Annotated in this window: 12 protein-coding genes; 9 read left to right on the top strand and 3 right to left on the bottom strand. The window is 72.0% G+C overall.

Annotated features, from left to right (window positions below; genetic code table 11):
* Positions 1–214: 214 nt before the first annotated feature.
* Positions 215–367 (top strand): hypothetical protein, encoded by a 153-nt coding sequence (locus JIX56_RS47640; protein WP_306819847.1) that lies wholly within the window; start codon positions 215–217, stop codon positions 365–367.
* Between the two features lie 188 nt (positions 368–555).
* On the opposite strand, the gene JIX56_RS14065 is transcribed toward JIX56_RS47640, so the two are convergent.
* Positions 556–1,464 carry a hypothetical protein gene (locus JIX56_RS14065; protein ID WP_257540688.1) on the bottom strand — a complete coding sequence of 303 codons (909 nt, stop codon included), beginning with the start codon at positions 1,462–1,464 and terminating at the stop codon, positions 556–558.
* A 97-nt stretch (positions 1,465–1,561) separates the two neighbouring features.
* Between JIX56_RS14065 and JIX56_RS14060 the strand changes: the two genes are divergently transcribed.
* Together JIX56_RS14060 and JIX56_RS14055 are read left to right on the top strand one after the other, a co-directional pair.
* Positions 1,562–3,832 (top strand): tetratricopeptide repeat protein, encoded by a 2,271-nt coding sequence (locus JIX56_RS14060; RefSeq protein ID WP_257540686.1) that lies wholly within the window; start codon positions 1,562–1,564, stop codon positions 3,830–3,832.
* A gap of 31 nt (positions 3,833–3,863) precedes the next feature.
* The gene (locus JIX56_RS14055; protein WP_257540684.1) at positions 3,864–5,246 is read left to right on the top strand and encodes a hypothetical protein; all 1,383 of its coding nucleotides are present in this window, start codon (positions 3,864–3,866) and stop codon (positions 5,244–5,246) included.
* 299 nt (positions 5,247–5,545) lie between these two features.
* On the opposite strand, the gene JIX56_RS14050 is transcribed toward JIX56_RS14055, so the two are convergent.
* A complete protein-coding gene (locus JIX56_RS14050; RefSeq protein WP_257550850.1) occupies positions 5,546–6,202 on the bottom strand; it encodes a GNAT family N-acetyltransferase in 657 nt (218 codons plus the stop codon).
* 592 nt (positions 6,203–6,794) lie between these two features.
* On the opposite strand from JIX56_RS14050, the gene lon reads away from it, so the two are divergent.
* Entirely contained in the window at positions 6,795–9,197 is a 2,403-nt protein-coding gene (gene lon, locus JIX56_RS14040) for an endopeptidase La (RefSeq protein ID WP_257540682.1), read from the top strand.
* A gap of 244 nt (positions 9,198–9,441) precedes the next feature.
* Positions 9,442–9,936: a MarR family winged helix-turn-helix transcriptional regulator gene (locus JIX56_RS14035; RefSeq protein ID WP_257540680.1), complete on the top strand. Its 495-nt coding sequence runs from the start codon at positions 9,442–9,444 to the stop codon at positions 9,934–9,936.
* Positions 9,937–9,955: 19 nt separating this feature from the next.
* Here the strand turns inward: JIX56_RS14035 and JIX56_RS14030 are convergent, their stop codons facing one another.
* Complete coding sequence (locus tag JIX56_RS14030) at positions 9,956–10,741, bottom strand: protein phosphatase 2C domain-containing protein (RefSeq protein ID WP_257540679.1); 786 nt, start codon at positions 10,739–10,741, stop codon at positions 9,956–9,958.
* Positions 10,742–11,111: 370 nt separating this feature from the next.
* On the opposite strand from JIX56_RS14030, the gene JIX56_RS14025 reads away from it, so the two are divergent.
* The 4 genes from JIX56_RS14025 to JIX56_RS14010 all read left to right on the top strand — a co-directional run bounded on the left by JIX56_RS14025 (position 11,112) and on the right by JIX56_RS14010 (position 15,664).
* Positions 11,112–13,955, top strand: coding sequence for a sensor histidine kinase (locus JIX56_RS14025; RefSeq protein WP_257540677.1), 2,844 nt, complete (start codon positions 11,112–11,114; stop codon positions 13,953–13,955).
* Complete coding sequence (locus tag JIX56_RS14020) at positions 13,952–14,473, top strand: roadblock/LC7 domain-containing protein (protein ID WP_257540675.1); 522 nt, start codon at positions 13,952–13,954, stop codon at positions 14,471–14,473. The genes JIX56_RS14025 and JIX56_RS14020 overlap by 4 nt, the downstream gene beginning before the upstream one ends.
* Positions 14,470–14,910: a DUF742 domain-containing protein gene (locus tag JIX56_RS14015; protein WP_257540674.1), complete on the top strand. Its 441-nt coding sequence runs from the start codon at positions 14,470–14,472 to the stop codon at positions 14,908–14,910. Before JIX56_RS14020 ends, JIX56_RS14015 begins: the two co-directional genes overlap by 4 nt.
* A gap of 139 nt (positions 14,911–15,049) precedes the next feature.
* Positions 15,050–15,664, top strand: coding sequence for a GTP-binding protein (locus tag JIX56_RS14010; protein ID WP_257550848.1), 615 nt, complete (start codon positions 15,050–15,052; stop codon positions 15,662–15,664).
* Positions 15,665–15,684 lie beyond the last annotated feature (20 nt).

The following is a 15,684-nucleotide window of genomic DNA, read 5'->3' as shown; positions in this document are numbered from 1 at the left end:
CCGCCATCGCACGAGCCACCGTCAAACTCGTCCTCGATGGCCACGGACTACACGAACTCACCGAAAACGCAGTCCTGTTGACCTCTGAGCTGCTCACCAACTCCTGCGCTACGCCCCCGGCCCTGCCTTCGTGCGGCTGAAGTGGGCGGACAAGCGGCTCAGGGGAAGTGTGTGGGACACGGGTCCACTGCTCCCGCGCCCGGCGGGGTGCCCGGTGTCGCCTGATGCGCTCGGTGGCCGGGGGCTCACCCTGGTGGAGCTGTGCGCCGACGCGTGGGGGAGCTTCGCGCTCGGGCAGGCCTGCGGCAAGGTGGTGTGGTTCGAGTTGGCGGGCGTCGGGAGTGACGCGTTCACGGCCGCCCGGTGAGTCCACGGCTCGGCCATTGACCGATGAGCTCGATCGGCGGACTGCACGGCTCGACCAGGAGATCGCCGCCCGGCTCGCCGACGATGCGGGCTACTGGGTGATCCAGCAGATCGGCGGGGTCGGGCCGGTGCTGGGGCCGCGGCGTTCGTCACCGCCCGCACCTTGCGACCGCTGTCCCAGGGTGGAGCTCAGGTGGTCGGCTCCATGCGGTAGGCAGTGCGGGCCACGGTGACTGCGGCGGCGAGTTGGGCGGGGTCGGCGAGGGGTGCGTTGCGGGCGCGGTAGGGGCCGATGGCATCGGCGGCGGGGTCGCGTGTGATGAGGTCGCGCGGTATGCGGTACGGCCGGGACCGTCCGTACAGGCCGTCGTCGCTGACGACCCATTCCGTGTCGGCCAGTTCTATGACGGTGCCGAGGTCGCGGCCGTCGCCGGTGTGGGCCTCGACGGCGAGCCGGAGAAGGGCCGCGAGTTGATCGAGGGGAAGGCGCTGTATGCCGACGCCGTCCGCACCGAGCCCCTGGGCCACGGTGTTGAGCCGTCGGCATATACGCCGTTCGTTGTCGCCCGCCTTCCATAGTTGCCACGGCGATGCCGTCACCGTGTCGTCCGCTTCGGCCTCGATGCGAACGGCGACCACCGCCGGCGCGTCGTCCGCGACTCGGAAGCGCAGCCGGGCAGCGGTCGGGCCCTCCGCCCGCACCCGCACCCCGCCGGCGGAGACCGCGCCGATCGCGTGGGCATCGCGCAGGGCCTGCCGGATGGACTGCTGGTCGCGTCGGCTTTCGGCTGCCCGCAGCGCGGCCTCGCGCTCGTTGTAGCCGTCGTCGACCGTCATTCGGCTCAGGTGCCGCACCTGCTCGGCGGTGCGCCGCATCTGCTCGTTCATGCGGGCCAGGCCCTGGTTCAGGGCCTGGGTATTCTCTTCGGCGCGCTGCAGACGTCGCTCCAGCACGGCGATTGGGATCACCAGGAGCAGCGTCACGCCGACCTCCAGCAGAAAGCCGGGAGTGTAAGCCGCTCCGTCCATGAGCCAGCCGCCCGTGATCAGGCCGGCGCCGACTCCGCTGGCCGCCCAGACCACCCATTGCCGCCGCATCCTGTGCCCCCCGTACCTGTCCTGCTACCCGCTGTGCTCCTATCCTGGCACCGGGGGTCCATGCCGCAGTAGACCTCCCGGGGGCGGGGGAGGCGGGATGTCTGGGCCGGACGGCTTCGCGCGGCGCAGAAGGGCACGGACGCTCAACGAGCGTCCCGCGTTCGGGATCCACTCCTTCAAGGACCGCATGGAGGAACTGCTGCGCATCCGAGCCCTGCTCGCTGATCCGGCGGTGCGGATCATCACCCTGCTGGGGCGGCGCGGAATCGGCAAGAGCCTGTTGGCGGTCCGTGCCGCCAACAGCATGGCTGAGGGCGTATGGCCCGACGGTGCCCGCAGCGAACCGGTGGACGCGGTTGTGTACTTCGGACAGCGCACGACCGGGATCACCTTCGAACGGATCTACTTCGACTGTCTGCGCCTGCTCGACGACCAGGAGTCGGAGCGGCTGCACCGGATCTGGGCGAGCGGACGCCGGGCCGCAGACAAGGCGAGTGAATTGTTCGACGCACTGGCCCCGCTCCAGGTGCTGTTGCTGCTGGACAACCTGGAGGATCTGCTGGATGAGGAGGACAACTTCCGGGAACCGGAGGTGATGGCCATGGTGCGGGCCCTGCTCACCCACGAGGGCGGGCCCCGCCTGCTGATCACCAGTCAGGTACCGCTGGCTCTGCCCGCCGAGTTCGTCCGTGCCGAGCGCCGGATCGTCCTGTACGACGGGCTGCCCGAGCAGGACTCGGTCGCCCTGCTGCGGGAACTGGACCCCGACGGCCGGGGCGGGATACGAGACGCCGACGGCGCGCTGCTGGCGGAGACGGCCGAACGGGTCTATGGCGTTCCCAGGGGTCTGGAACTCATCGCCGGTGCGCTCCAGGACGACGCCAACATGCGCTCACTGCGCGAGTGGCTGCGCGACACCGCCGCCGTTACGGGCATTGTCGACGAACTGGCCCAGCGTCGCTACCAGCAGCTTGACGAGGACCAGCGGCTGGTGATGGACAGCCTGGCGGTTTTCGGCACCCCGGTCGTTCCCGAGGCCGTCGAATGGGTGCTCAGCCCCCTGGCCCCGAACCTTCAGGTGCGCTCCGTTCTGGTGGGCCTGGCTCGGGGCTTTCTGGCCAGGGCGGATCGCCGGACCCGTACGTACGCCCTGCTGCCGATGGACACCGACATCGCCTGCGCGGACCTCGCACGGCGTAATCCACGCCTTGCGAGACGGCTGCACCGCCGCGCCGCCGACTGGTACGCCCGTTCCGCGAAGCCCCGGGAGGAGTGGCGCAGTCCGCCGGACGTCGCCCCGCAGCGACACGAGTTGGAGCACCGCATGCGGGCTGAGGACTACGACGAAGCCGCCCTGCTCCTCGACCGCTTCGCGGCCTTCCTGGTGTGGCAGGGCTCGGCCGGCGCGGTGCTGTCGATCTGCACGAGCCTCACCGGGCGGTTGACGCAGCGTGAGGCCCGCCTGGCGAATCTGGTCGCCCACGGACACGCCTACGTCCTCATCGGGCCGCTGAGCAGGGCGGCCGAACTGCTTCGGGAAGCCGAGACGCTGGCCACCGGCCCGCAGGACGACGCATGTCTGCAACGGATCCTCTTCCTGCTCGGCGACATGGACCGCACCGAAGGACGCGTCGAGGACGCTGTCGGGCGGTACAGAAGGTCCGCCGACATCGCCGCCGGACTCGGCATGATCGAGGAGCAGGCCCACGCTCTTCTCGGCCTCAGCCTGTCCCACAGCTATGCCAACCGGCCCGAGCTCGGCCTCGACGTGGCAGCCGAACTGACCCGGCTGTCCCGCGATACCGGCCTGCCCATCGTCCGTGCCCGCGAGGGCGACGCTCTGGCCTGCGCCTATGTCACCATGCGGGACTGGCCGCGAGCGACGGACACCATCCGGGACGCGATCATCGCCTATGAGGAGTCCGGCGAGAGCGAGGCTCTGGGTTTCGCCTGGAACGGCCTCGGAATCGCTCGGGTCGGTACCGGTGACCTGGCTTCGGCCCTGGACGCCTTCGACACGGGCGTGGCCGTCAGCATCCAGGGCGACATGCCCCGCCCGGAGGCGCTGTGCTCCTTCAACCGGGCCTGGACGCTGTGGCGTACCGGCAGGTCGGCGGAGGCGGAGACCGCCGCCCGCCAAGCGCTCTCCGCCTACCGGCGCTGCGGCGCCAAGGACGAACTCGCCGCCGCCGCCCTGTGCGACGCCCTCGCGGCCGACCGGGCCGGCGACCAGGCGCTTGTCGCCCAGCATCTCGACAGCTGCGCGGCGCTGGTCGTCGGCAATTCCGACCTGTGTCCCCCGGAGTGGTTCCGTTCCGCAGCCGACCGGATACGCACTGCGGGGAGCCCTTCGACCAACAGCCCCTGAAGGGGCGGTCCCCGAGCGGAAGGAACCGACCATGCGCACCGCCGACGAGGCGTTCCACCAGTACACCCAGGCGTTGCGTGCCTTCACCGAAGGAAACTACCGGGACGCCGTGCGCGGCGCCCGGAATCTGCTGCCCAGCCTGCGCACGGCGCGGGACCCCGCCGTCGTTGAAGTCAGGCTGGAGACCATCCGCCTGCTGCTGGACGCTTCCGAGCTGTGGTGGTCCACCGGCAGCAGCAGTGGAACCGAGCCGGAACCGGCCCACGACGACCTGGTCGACGAAGCCCGCCAGGTCGCAGTGATCCTGGGCAACCAGCGGTCCCGGGCTGTCGCCGCCCTGCTCAGGGGCCGCCATCTGATCGGATCCAACGGCCTTGGACGGGCCGTCGCCGCCTTCGCCGAGGCCGCCCGGCTGGCCGAGGACGCCGGCGATGATCTGCTGCTCCTGGACGCCCTGACACTCCAGGGGCACCACACGGTCGGCCGGTCCATCACCAAGGGCGCCGCCCTGTTGGCGGAGGCCCAGCGAATCGCGGAACGGATTGCCGACCGCCGTGGCCCCGATGCGGCGGGCCCGGCCTTCGCACACTGGACGCTGCGGATCGCCAAACTCGACTGCGTACGTGGCGTGGCCGAGTTCGACCTCGGCCACTTCGACACCGGCGAGCGGCTGCTGCGCCAGGCCCTTGTCGTGGCCACTGCGGCGGACCTGCACGACCAGCGCGCCACGTCCACCAACTACCTGTGCCAGCTCCTCATCGCTGCCGGCCGCTTCGGCGAGGCGGAAGCCACCCTCACCCGGGAGATCGACCTCCTCGGCGGCTACGCGGCTGACAGCCCCCACCAGGCGTACAACCGCGCCCTGCTCGGCAAGACGCGGATCGAGGACGCCCGGCCCGACGACGCCGGCCCCGAGATCGAGATCGCCTGGGGCCTTTTGGAGAAGCGTCCGCACCACGGCATCCTCACCCTGGTCCGCAACTACCTGGCGGAGCTGTTGCTTCAGCCCCGCTACACGGGCCGCGACCTCGGCACTGCCGAAAACCTGCTGCGCGAATCGATCTGGGAGTGCCGCCGCACCGACTTCCAGCGCAGCGAGGTCGCAGCCCTGTGCCTGCTCTCCCTCGTCCGGCAGGAACTCGGCGACAGCGCGGCGGCGGTGCGCCACAGCGCCGGGGCCGTGGAGCTGCTGGAGGCGGCGGGCGGCACGATGCCCGCGCTCCGTACCGAGGAGGTCTACCACCGCCACTACGTGGCGCTCAGCGGCGTCGGCCGGGAGGTCGACGCGGCCGACGCTCTCCGAAAGGCCCGGCGGTGCATCCTCGCCAAGGCGGACAGCATCGCTGACCCGGGGCTGCGCACCACGTTCCTGCAGCGGGTGCCGCTCAACCGCGCCGCGCTCACGGAGGGGTGACCCCGGCGCGCTGGGCGGGTGGAGCGAGGCGCGGGCGACTCGCTGTACGCGGACGGAACCCTGCGCGCCGTACCGCGTGATCTCCAGGCGGCCAAACGCTCCTCTGCCTCCGCCACACGCTCGTTCAACGAGTCGATCTCATGCCCGGACTGGTCGTCGAGCCGGCCCGCGCTCCGCGGGCTGCTCGGGCGCTCCGGGACGTCTCCGGGCAGCGGACATCGGCGTCGGCTGCCGTGTGGACGATCGGCGTTGTCCGCGGCGGGGGCTGCGGCCTACGTGTCAACGGCAGCGGGCGGAACTCACGGCTCACGGACGCCCGTGAACCGCGCGCTCGTCAACGGCGCCACCACCCCCCACCCCAGCGACTCGTACAGCGCCCGCCCGTCCGGCGTTCCGCCCAGCACCCCCACCTCCGCGCCCTGGTCGAGGGCGGTGTGGGTGAGGGTCCGCATGACGAGGGTGCCGAGGCCGCGGCGGCGGTGGTCCGGGGACGTCTCTATCTGGTCGACGACCGCCGTCGCCCCGGTCGGGGCGATCTGGCCGCGCGCGGCCAGGGAGCCGTCCGGCGCGGCGACCATCACCCGGGTGACGCCACCGCGTGACCAGGTGCGCAGGCGGTAGCCGTCGGGCACGGCGGCCGGGGCCTCGTGGGACCTCAGCCGCACGGACATCAGGTAGCCCGGCTCGGGGTCGACCCACCAGCCCTCGCCCAGCCAGGGGGTCACCGTCGACGGCGCCGCGAAGACCTTGAGCCAGGTTCCGGCACCGGTGACGGCGCCCGCGACCTTGCGGACCGCCGCCTCCTCCACCTCGTCGTTCGTCGTGCCGAAGACATGGCGGGTGACGTGCTGGGCCATCCCCATGTCGATCGTGCACCCCCAGGGCTCCTCCACCGGCGGCGCCGCACCTCGCGACACGACCCATCCGTCGACCCAGGCCCGCACGACCGCGTCCACCGCAACCCCCGTGTTTGTAATAGGTGAGATTGCGATAAGACTATTACGGATGTCGGGGTGGGGGCGACCCCCGGTCGGTACTTCGGCGGGCGCCGTCGACGCTTCGCGGGGCGGGCGCGGGTCCTGCGGCGGCGCCGTGAAACCCTCGGACAGGTCCAGTGGGAAGGGGGCACCCGGCGCGTGCGGGTCCCAGCCGCCGGCGAGGGCCCGCCGGATCGCGTCCGCGACAGCCGACGGGAGCACGGGCCGCGCGGGCCGCCCGAACCAGTTCCCGGCGTGCGGCTGGTCCGTCGTGACCACCAGGGTGGCGCCGGCGTTCTCGGCGAGCGTCACCGCGTACGTGCACGGCGACCAGCACAGTGCCTGGCTGTACGTCGGCCTCCGACGCACCCGCCGGCGGTAGCCCACACCGTCGACCGTGATGAGCCGTGCCCCCTTCTCGCCGATCGCCAAACCCCTCCCTCGTGCCCTGCGGATGCCCTCCGCCCACTCCGGTGATCGCCCACAGCGAACGCCCCGCCCCTCGGGGAACATTCAGCGGCTCATGTGCATTGAGTCGGCATAGCTCAACTTGACTGCCGAGGGAGAGATCATGGCTTCGACGTCCGCACCGCTCACCCTGCCCGTACTGCCGCTCGACGAAGAGGTCGTGCTGCCCGGAATGGTGGTGCCGCTGGACCTCAATGACACGGATGTACGGGCCGCGGTGGAGGCCGCGCAGGCGGCGGCGCGGGCGGAGCCCGGGAAGCCGAAGGTGCTGCTGGTGCCGAGGATCGACGGGGCGTACGCGAGCACGGGTGTGCTCGGGACCGTCGAGCAGGTCGGAAGGCTGGCGGACGGAGACCCCGGCGCGCTCATCCGCGCACTCGGACGCGTGCGGATCGGGGCCGGGACCACCGGGCCCGGTGCCGCCCTGTGGGTCGAGGGGACACGGCTCGACGAGAGTGTTCCGGACCCACTGCCCGGCCAGGTCACCGAACTCGTCAAGGAGTACAAGGCCCTTGCCACCAGCTGGCTGCGCAAGCGCGGCGCCTGGCAGGTCGTGGACCGCGTGCAGGCCATCGACGACGTGTCCGCGCTCGCCGACAACTCCGGCTACTCACCCTTCCTCACCACCGAGCAGAAGATCCAGCTCCTGGAGACCGGCGACCCCGTCGCCCGGCTGAAGCTCGCCACCCAGTTGCTGCGCGACCACCTCGCCGAGCAGGACGTCGCCGAGACCATCGCCAAGGACGTCCAGGAGGGCGTCGAGAAGCAGCAGCGCGAGTTCCTGCTGCGGCGGCAGCTCGAAGCCGTCCGCAAGGAACTGCGCGAGCTGAACGGCGAGAAGGACGGCGAGGAGTCCGACGACTACCGGGCGCGCGTCGAGGCCGCCGATCTGCCGGAGACCGTACGGGAGGCCGCGCTCAAGGAGGTCGACAAGCTGGAGCGGTCGAGCGACCAGTCGCCCGAGGGCGGGTGGATCCGGACGTGGCTCGACACCGTCCTCGAACTGCCCTGGAACGAGCGGACCGTGGACGCGTACGACATCCAGGGCGCCCAGCGGGTGCTCGACGCCGAGCACGCGGGTCTCGAGGACGTGAAGGAGCGCATCACCGAGTACCTCGCCGTGCGCAAGCGGCGCGCGGAGCGGGGGCTGGGTGTCGTCGGCGGGCGGCGCGGCGGTGCCGTGCTCGCCCTCGTCGGGCCGCCCGGTGTCGGCAAGACCAGCCTCGGCGAGTCCGTGGCGCACGCCATGGGGCGCAAGTTCGTCCGGGTCGCGCTCGGCGGCGTACGGGACGAGGCGGAGATCCGCGGCCACCGGCGTACGTATGTGGGCGCCCTGCCCGGCCGTATCGTCCGCGCCATCAAGGAGGCGGGATCCATGAACCCCGTCGTCCTGCTCGACGAGATCGACAAGGTGGGCTCCGACTTCCGGGGCGACCCGGCCGCCGCGCTGCTCGAAGTCCTCGACCCCGCCCAGAACCACACCTTCCGGGACCACTACCTGGAGGTGGAGCTGGACCTGAGCGACGTCGTCTTCCTCGCCACCGCCAATGTGCTGGAGGCGATCCCGGAGGCGCTGCTCGACCGGATGGAGCTCGTCCGGCTGGACGGGTACACCGAGGACGAGAAGGTCGTCATCGCCCGGGACCACCTGCTGCCCCGTCAGCTGGAGCGGGCCGGGCTCGGCGCCGACGAGGTCACCCTCGACGAGAGCGCGCTGCGCAAGCTCGCCGGTGAGTACACGCGCGAGGCGGGTGTACGGAACCTGGAGCGGTCCGTCGCGCGGCTGCTGCGCAAGGTCGCGGCCCAGCACGAACTGGGGCAGCGGGACCTGCCGTTCACCGTCACGGACGGCGATCTGCGGGGTCTCATCGGGCGCCCGCACCATGTGCCCGAGGCGGCCCAGGACCCGGCGGAGCGGCGTACGGCCGTACCGGGTGTCGCGACCGGACTCGCGGTCACCGGTGCGGGCGGCGACGTCCTCTACGTCGAGGCGTCGCTGGCCGACCCGGAGACGGGCGCGGCGGGGCTGACCCTCACCGGCCAGCTGGGCGACGTGATGAAGGAGTCCGCGCAGATCGCGCTCTCCTTCCTGCGCTCGCACGGCGCCGAACTGGAGCTGCCCGTCGCCGACCTCAAGGACCGGGGCGTGCACATCCACTTCCCGGCGGGCGCAGTCCCCAAGGACGGCCCGAGCGCCGGAGTCACCATGACGACGGCCCTCGCCTCGCTGTTGTCCGGCCGGCTCGTCCGTACGGATGTGGCGATGACCGGTGAGGTCTCGCTGACGGGGCGCGTCCTGCCCATCGGCGGTGTGAAGCAGAAGCTGCTCGCCGCGCACCGGGCGGGCGTCACCACCGTCATCATTCCCAAGCGCAACGAGGCCGACCTCGACGACGTCCCCGCCGAGGTCCTCGACAAGCTCGACGTCCACGCGGTCACCGATGTCCGCCAGGTCCTGGAGCTGGCGCTGGCCCCGGCGGCGGTGGAGGTGCCCGTGGCCGCCTGACCCCGGGCGGCGGTTCCCCAAGGCTCCGGTGGTGGCGTGACGGACACCACCGGACGGAAGGCCCGGCTCCCGTGAGGGAGACCCGGGCCTTCCCCGCGCACGGACGCGCCCGCCGAGTACGGGCCGGACCGGGCGGGCGGTCGGCGCCGACCCGCGCCTGCGAAATACTGAGCGGCGCTGCCCGCAATGGCAGCCTTTGGCGGAAACCTTCAGGAACCCGGAATCGAAAATCAGGAGCGCTGACGTGCACGACGAGGGCGGAAACGGCGACCGCGGCGGTGCCGGGGCCGACATGCCGGCGAGTGGTATGGACCAGGCGTTCCTGGCGCTGGAACGGGAGCTGACGGTCCTGCTGCGGCGGGCCCGCGCCAAGTCCGGCGAGATGGCCCGGGCCGTCCACCCCGACCTGGAGTCCGCCGCCTACGGCCTCCTCGCCCGCCTCGACGAGACCGGCCGACTCCGCGCCACCGAACTCGCCGCCTACATCGGCGTCGGCAAGGCCACCATGTCCCGTCAGCTCCGCGCCCTCGAACACCTCGGCCTCATCGCCCGCGAACCCGACCCCGCCGACGGCCGCGCCTGGCTCGTCCACCTCACGGAGGAGGGCCGGGCCCGCTTCCGGGCGGTCCGGGACGCCCGGCGGGGGGCGTACGTACGGCAGCTGGCGGGATGGGACCGCGACGAGGTGGCCGAACTGGCGCGGCTGCTGCACCAGTTGAACCGGGGTGTGGAGGGCTGAGGAGGAGGAAGGGGAGCCCTCACAACTCCGCGAACACCACGCTCGCGTCGTCGTGCGTCTTGCTCCGGCCCAGGAACTCCCGCTCCGCATCGGCGCGTTCGAGTTCCCGCACCCGGTCCACCAGCGCCCCGGCCCCCTTCCTTCGTACGAAGGTGAAGCAGTCCTCCCAGTCGCCCTGCCGGAACGTGTCCACCCACCGGGTGGCGCCGTCCGTCAACGCGGCCAGTGCCCGGACCTTCTCGCGCGGGACGATCCCCGTCACCGCCCGCTCGGCCACAGCGGGATCCGCGGCCGCCGTCCAGAAGCCGCCCTCCTTGTTCCGGACCGTCGAGTCGGCGATCGCGGCCGTGGCGAGGGAGGCGCGCGGCAGCCTCGACAGACGGTCGTCCAGCACCGCCGTCACCACTCCGTCCGGCCCCTCGAACAGCAGCGCCGAGTCGGAGAGGACCAGGTACTCCACCGCCTCCGTCGACCAGCGGGCGAGGACCACTGTGGCCTGTGGTGTTCGCGGGTGAGAAAGGTCACAGGTTTGGGCGTGGGTCTGGGCGGTACGAGAAATGGCCTGTGAGAGGACGGTGACCAGCGGTGAATCCCCTTCCGAAACGGACAGTTCGGCCAGGTCGTGACCGAGGCGGGAAGAGAACCACGCGACCGAATGTCGACAGCCGTAGTCGGTGGGCGGCGGCGTCACGCCGTCGAGGAGGACGAGGGTGCCGCCCTGTCCTTTGGCGGTAAGGGCGAGCCGCGCGAAGTCCTCGTTGGGGCGGAGGGGGTCGCCGGGCTCCGAGACGAGTTCGGTGCGCATTCGGCCAGTCTGCACGAGCCCTTCCCGAGATCGACGAAAGGCCGACCATGGTTGCCGTACGACCCGGACCCTCCAGGCGAGGTGCCGGGTTTGGCATGGAATGATCGTGAGCGGTGAAGCGCGGCGGCGAATACTGTCAAAGCGCGTCGCCGACGTCCAACCGGCCCACCGCGCGGGACATCGGCGCGAGCCGGAGGAACTTGCCCGCCAACTCCTGGGGGATGTTCACTCCTTCGGGTGGCGGGACCGATGATGCGGGACCACCGCCCACCGGCACTGGGAGGGTCGGGAGCCGTACCGGGGGGACGCTCACAAGTTGACGGAACGTCACCCGGGCCCATGGGTACACGAGTCAGGAATGCGAGCACCGGTGCAGAAGACGCGGCCTCGGCGCACAGGCAAGCAGGCAGCTTCGAAGGCCTCCGCGGCCTCCCCGAACCAGCAGGGGACGGCACAGGCAGAGGCCCCCACCGTCGGCACCGGACGGAAGGCGCACGTACGCAACCGGCTCATCGTCGCCGTGGCCGTCGTCGCCGCCGCCATAGCGGGCGCGGGAGCCCCCTCGATCCTCGCCGCCTCGGAGCAACTGCACGACACCCAGAGCCTGGTCACGCTCGCCGGGCGGACCCAGGAGACGCTCACCCTCGCGCACGCGCTGGCCGACGAGCGCGACGAGGTCGTCGCGTACATCGCCGCCGGGCGGCCCGAATCGGCCGCGCCCAGCGAGCAGCGCGGTGACCGCGTCGACCGCCAGGTCGAGGAGCTGAGCGCGGACACCGACACCTCCGCCGCGCGGCGGGAGACCATCGAGAGCGCCCAGTCCATCGCCGGCGTACGGGAAGCGGCGCTCTCCGGGAAGAGCACCGCTCTCGAAGCGCACCGGGCGTACACCGCCGTCGTCACCGAACTCCACGCCCTCGCCGAGGAACTGGCCGAGCAACTGCCGCCCCGCGCGGGCGGCGGCGCGTACGCCCTCGCCGAGCTCGACACCGCCGTCCAGCAGGCCGCCGCAGCCCGCGGTCTGCTCGTCGCCGCGCTCAGCGTCCCGACGACCACCCAGACGGTCATCGACCCGGTCACCGGGCTGCCCGCCACCACGACCGGCGCCTCGGCCGCGGACGAGAAGCAGCGCGACGCGCTCACGGCCGCCGCGCAACAGGCCCGTGTCCGCTCCGACGCCGCCCTCGCCCACTTCCGCGAGACCGCGCCCGCCGCCACCCGCTCCTCGTACGACGCCACGGTCACCGGCCCCGAGGCCGACACCGCCGACACGTACCTGACGAACCTCACCGACCAGCCCACGCTCTCCGACAGGGAGGCGGGCACCAGCGCGAAGAAGGTCGACGCGGCGCTCTCCGCCCGCGTGGACCTGATGCGCGGCGCCGAGTCCTCCCTCTACGACCGGCGCACCAAGGACCTCGCCCAGCTGCGCGACGAGGACGTCACCGCGCTGGAGATCCGGATCGCCGTCCTCGGCGCCCTGATGCTCCTCGCCGTCGGCGTCGCCACCGGCATGGCCCGTTCCCTCACCCGCCCGCTCGCGGTGCTGCGCATCGGCTCCGCCCGGGTCGCGGGTGATCCGGCGGCCGAGGAACCGGTCAAGTTCACCGGGCGCAACGACGAGTTCGCGCAGGTCGTGCGCTCCGTCAACGCGCTCCACGCGCACGCCCTCGCGCTGCACGAGCGGCTCGCGCCCCTGGAGGGCGACCGCAAGCACCTCATCGGCCAGCGCCAGACCATGGCCGACGACCGCGACCGGCTGCGCGCCGAACTCGCCGAGGCCACCGCGCACCTGAAGAAGGTCCAGCACAGCGTCCACGCCACCTTCGTCAACCTGGCGCTGCGCACCCTCGGCCTCGTCGAGCGCCAGCTCGCCGTCATCGAGTCCCTGGAGGAGCGCGAGCAGGACCCCGACCGGCTCGCCACCCTCTTCAAGCTCGACCACTTCGCGACCGTCATGCGCCGCCACAGCGAGAACCTCCTCGTCCTGGCCGGCCACGAGCACGTCCAGCACCACGCCGGAGCCGTCCCGCTCGTCGACGTCGTCCGCGCCGCGGTCAGCGAGATCGAGCGCTACGAGCGCGTCCGCATCGCCGCGCTGCCGCCGGGCGCGCACGTCGCCGGGTTCGCCGCCGACGACCTCAGCCATCTCCTCGCCGAACTCCTGGAGAACGGCACCTCGTTCTCCCCGCCGGAGATGTCCGTCGAGGTCTCCGGCTGGCTGATGGAGAACGGCGAGATCACCCTCTCCGTCCAGGACGGCGGCATCGGCGTCGTCCCCGAACGCCTCGCGAAGCTCAACGCCCGCCTCACCGACTTCGACCCCGAGGCCCCCTACGACCAGGAGAACGGCGAGGGACTCGGCCTCGGCCTGTACGTCGTCGCCCGCCTCGCCCACCGGCTCGGCACCCCCGTACGGCTCCAGGAGCACGGCGCCGGCGGCACCGCCGCGGTCGTCGTCGTACCCAAGGGGCTGCTGGCCCCCACGCCCGCCGTACCCGTGGGCACGCCGGTCTCGATCACGCCCGCGCTGACCCTGCCGGGTGCCGACGCCGAGGCCAACTCGAACGTCCTGTCCGGCCGTTCCATCGCCGTACGCGAGCCGGAGGGCGACGGCGACCCGCTCATCGAGGCGGCCGAGCGGGCACTGCTGGCGAGGGAGGCCATGGGGACGGCCGCCGACGCGGCGGAGGCCGCCGGGACCGTCGCACCGGAAGACGACGCACCCCGGGGCCGGGCCGAGTCCGTGTCCGAGACGACGATGGAGCTCTTCGCTCCGGTGGCCCCGGGGACGGCCGCCGACGAGGACATCGCCGCGGAGGCCGCCGACGACCCGTACACGAGGGAACCCGACACCCACGAGCGCGCCGCCGACGAAGGCGACGCGGCGCGTCCGGCGGAGGTGTCACGGGCCGACGCCGAGGGGCCGCGGGCGGAGGAGCCCCCGCGTCTCACCGACAAGGGCCTGCCCAAGCGCACGCCCAGGATCACCGCGCCCACGCCCACGGCCCCCAGGCCACGGGCCGGGGGCGTCAACGCCGAGCAGCTCCGCCGACGGCTCGGCGGGTTCCACCGGGGGGCCAAGGAAGGGCGCCGCGACGTCGAGGCGGAGATCGCCGAGCAGTCGGGCGAGACGCGGATGCCCGTGACACATGAGTACCGGACAGAGGCAGTTGACACCACGGGGGGCACTTCCGAGGAGGAAAGCAGTTGACCGCGCCCATTACCTTCGGACTGAGCAGTGAAGCCCGCAATCTGCACTGGCTGCTGACCAACCTCGTCGAGGAGGTGCCGGGGCTGCTGTCGGTCGCGGTGGTCTCCTCCGACGGCCTGCTGCTGCTCTCCTCCGACCCCGGCAGAAACGCCGAGGTCCGCCAGGCCCCGGAAGAGCGGCCCCAGGGCCCCCGGGGCTCCGCCGCCGACCTGGCCACCATCGTCTCCGGCATCGGCAGCCTGACCATCGGCGCCGCCAAGCTGATGGAGTTCGGCGGGGTCAAGCAGACGATGGTCGCGATGGACGAGGGCAGCCTCTTCGTGATGTCGATCAGCGACGGCTCGCTGCTCGGCGTCCACGGCGCCCCCGACTGCGACATGAGCGTGGTGGCGTACCACATGGCGCTCTTCGTCGGCCGCGCCGGCCACGTCCTCACCCCGGAACTCCGCAGCGAACTGCGCAAGTCCCTGGAGGCCGAGTCCCAGAAGGAGACCGAGGCCGCCGGGAGCAGGCGATGAGCGGCCCGAAGAAGGCCGAGGGCGGCGCGAAGGGCGCCAGGGGCACGAGGGGGCTCCCCGTGCGCGGCGGCGACCGCAAGCCCGCCCGCGTACGCCCCTACTCGCTCACCGGGGGCCGTACCCGCTTCGGTCACGTCCTGCTGGTGGAGACGTTCGTCGCCGTACTCGAAGCCCCGGCCGAGCGGGCTCAGTTGGTGAATGGTTCACTCAACACCAAGGTGATGCCCGAGATGCGGGCCATCGTCGAACTCTGCCGCCGTATGCGGACGGTGGCGGAGATCGCCGCGCTGCTGAGAATGCCGCTCGGCGTGGTCCGCGTCCTCCTCAGCGATCTCGCGGACCAGGGAAAGATCCGTGTGTACGGAACAGGTCACGGACCGGGACAGCCGGACCGCGCTCTGCTGGAAAGGGTGCTGAGTGGACTCCGCCGTCTCTGACGCCGCCTCGCCTGGCGTCACCCCCGACGCCTCGCCCGGCGTCACCCCGGGCGTCGACGACGACGCCCCCCGCGTCGATGTCGACGCGGACGCTCCTCGTCTGGACGTGCCCTCTCCCCGGGCCGGCGTCCACGTCGACGTGGACGCCGGCCCGCCCGGGGCGGAGCCCGAGGAGGAGCTGAAACCCTGGCAGTCCGACCTGTCCCGGGCCCCCATCGCCACGAAGATCGTGGTGGCGGGCGGCTTCGGCGTCGGCAAGACCACCTTCGTCGGCGCGGTCTCCGAGATCACCCCCCTCAGGACCGAGGCGCTGATGACCGAGGCCGGCGCCGCCACGGACGACCTCTCCGCGACGCCGGACAAGCTGACCACCACCGTGGCCATGGACTACGGCCGCATCACCCTCGACGACGACCTCGTCCTGTACCTGTTCGGCACGCCCGGCCAGGAGCGGTTCTGGTTCATGTGGGACGACATGGTGCGCGGCGCGATCGGCGCGGTCGTCCTCGCCGACACCCGCCGCCTCGGCGACTGCTTCCCCGCGCTCGACTACTTCGAGAGCTGCGGACTGCCGTACGTCGTCGCGGTGAACGAGTTCGTCGGCAGCGTGCGCTACGAGCCGGAGGACGTTCGGGACGCGTTGTCCGTGCCCGAGCATGTACCTGTCATGATCATGGACGCACGCAAGCGGGTCTCGGCGATGGAGACCCTGCTGGCGCTGTGCGCGCACGCGATATCCGTCACCCCCGAGTAGTCCCTCCCAGCGGGACGACA

The organism is Streptomyces sp. CA-210063, from assembly GCF_024612015.1.
Taxonomy (GTDB): Bacteria; Actinomycetota; Actinomycetes; order Streptomycetales; family Streptomycetaceae; genus Streptomyces.
This window is presented reverse-complemented; position numbering and strand designations above follow the sequence as displayed.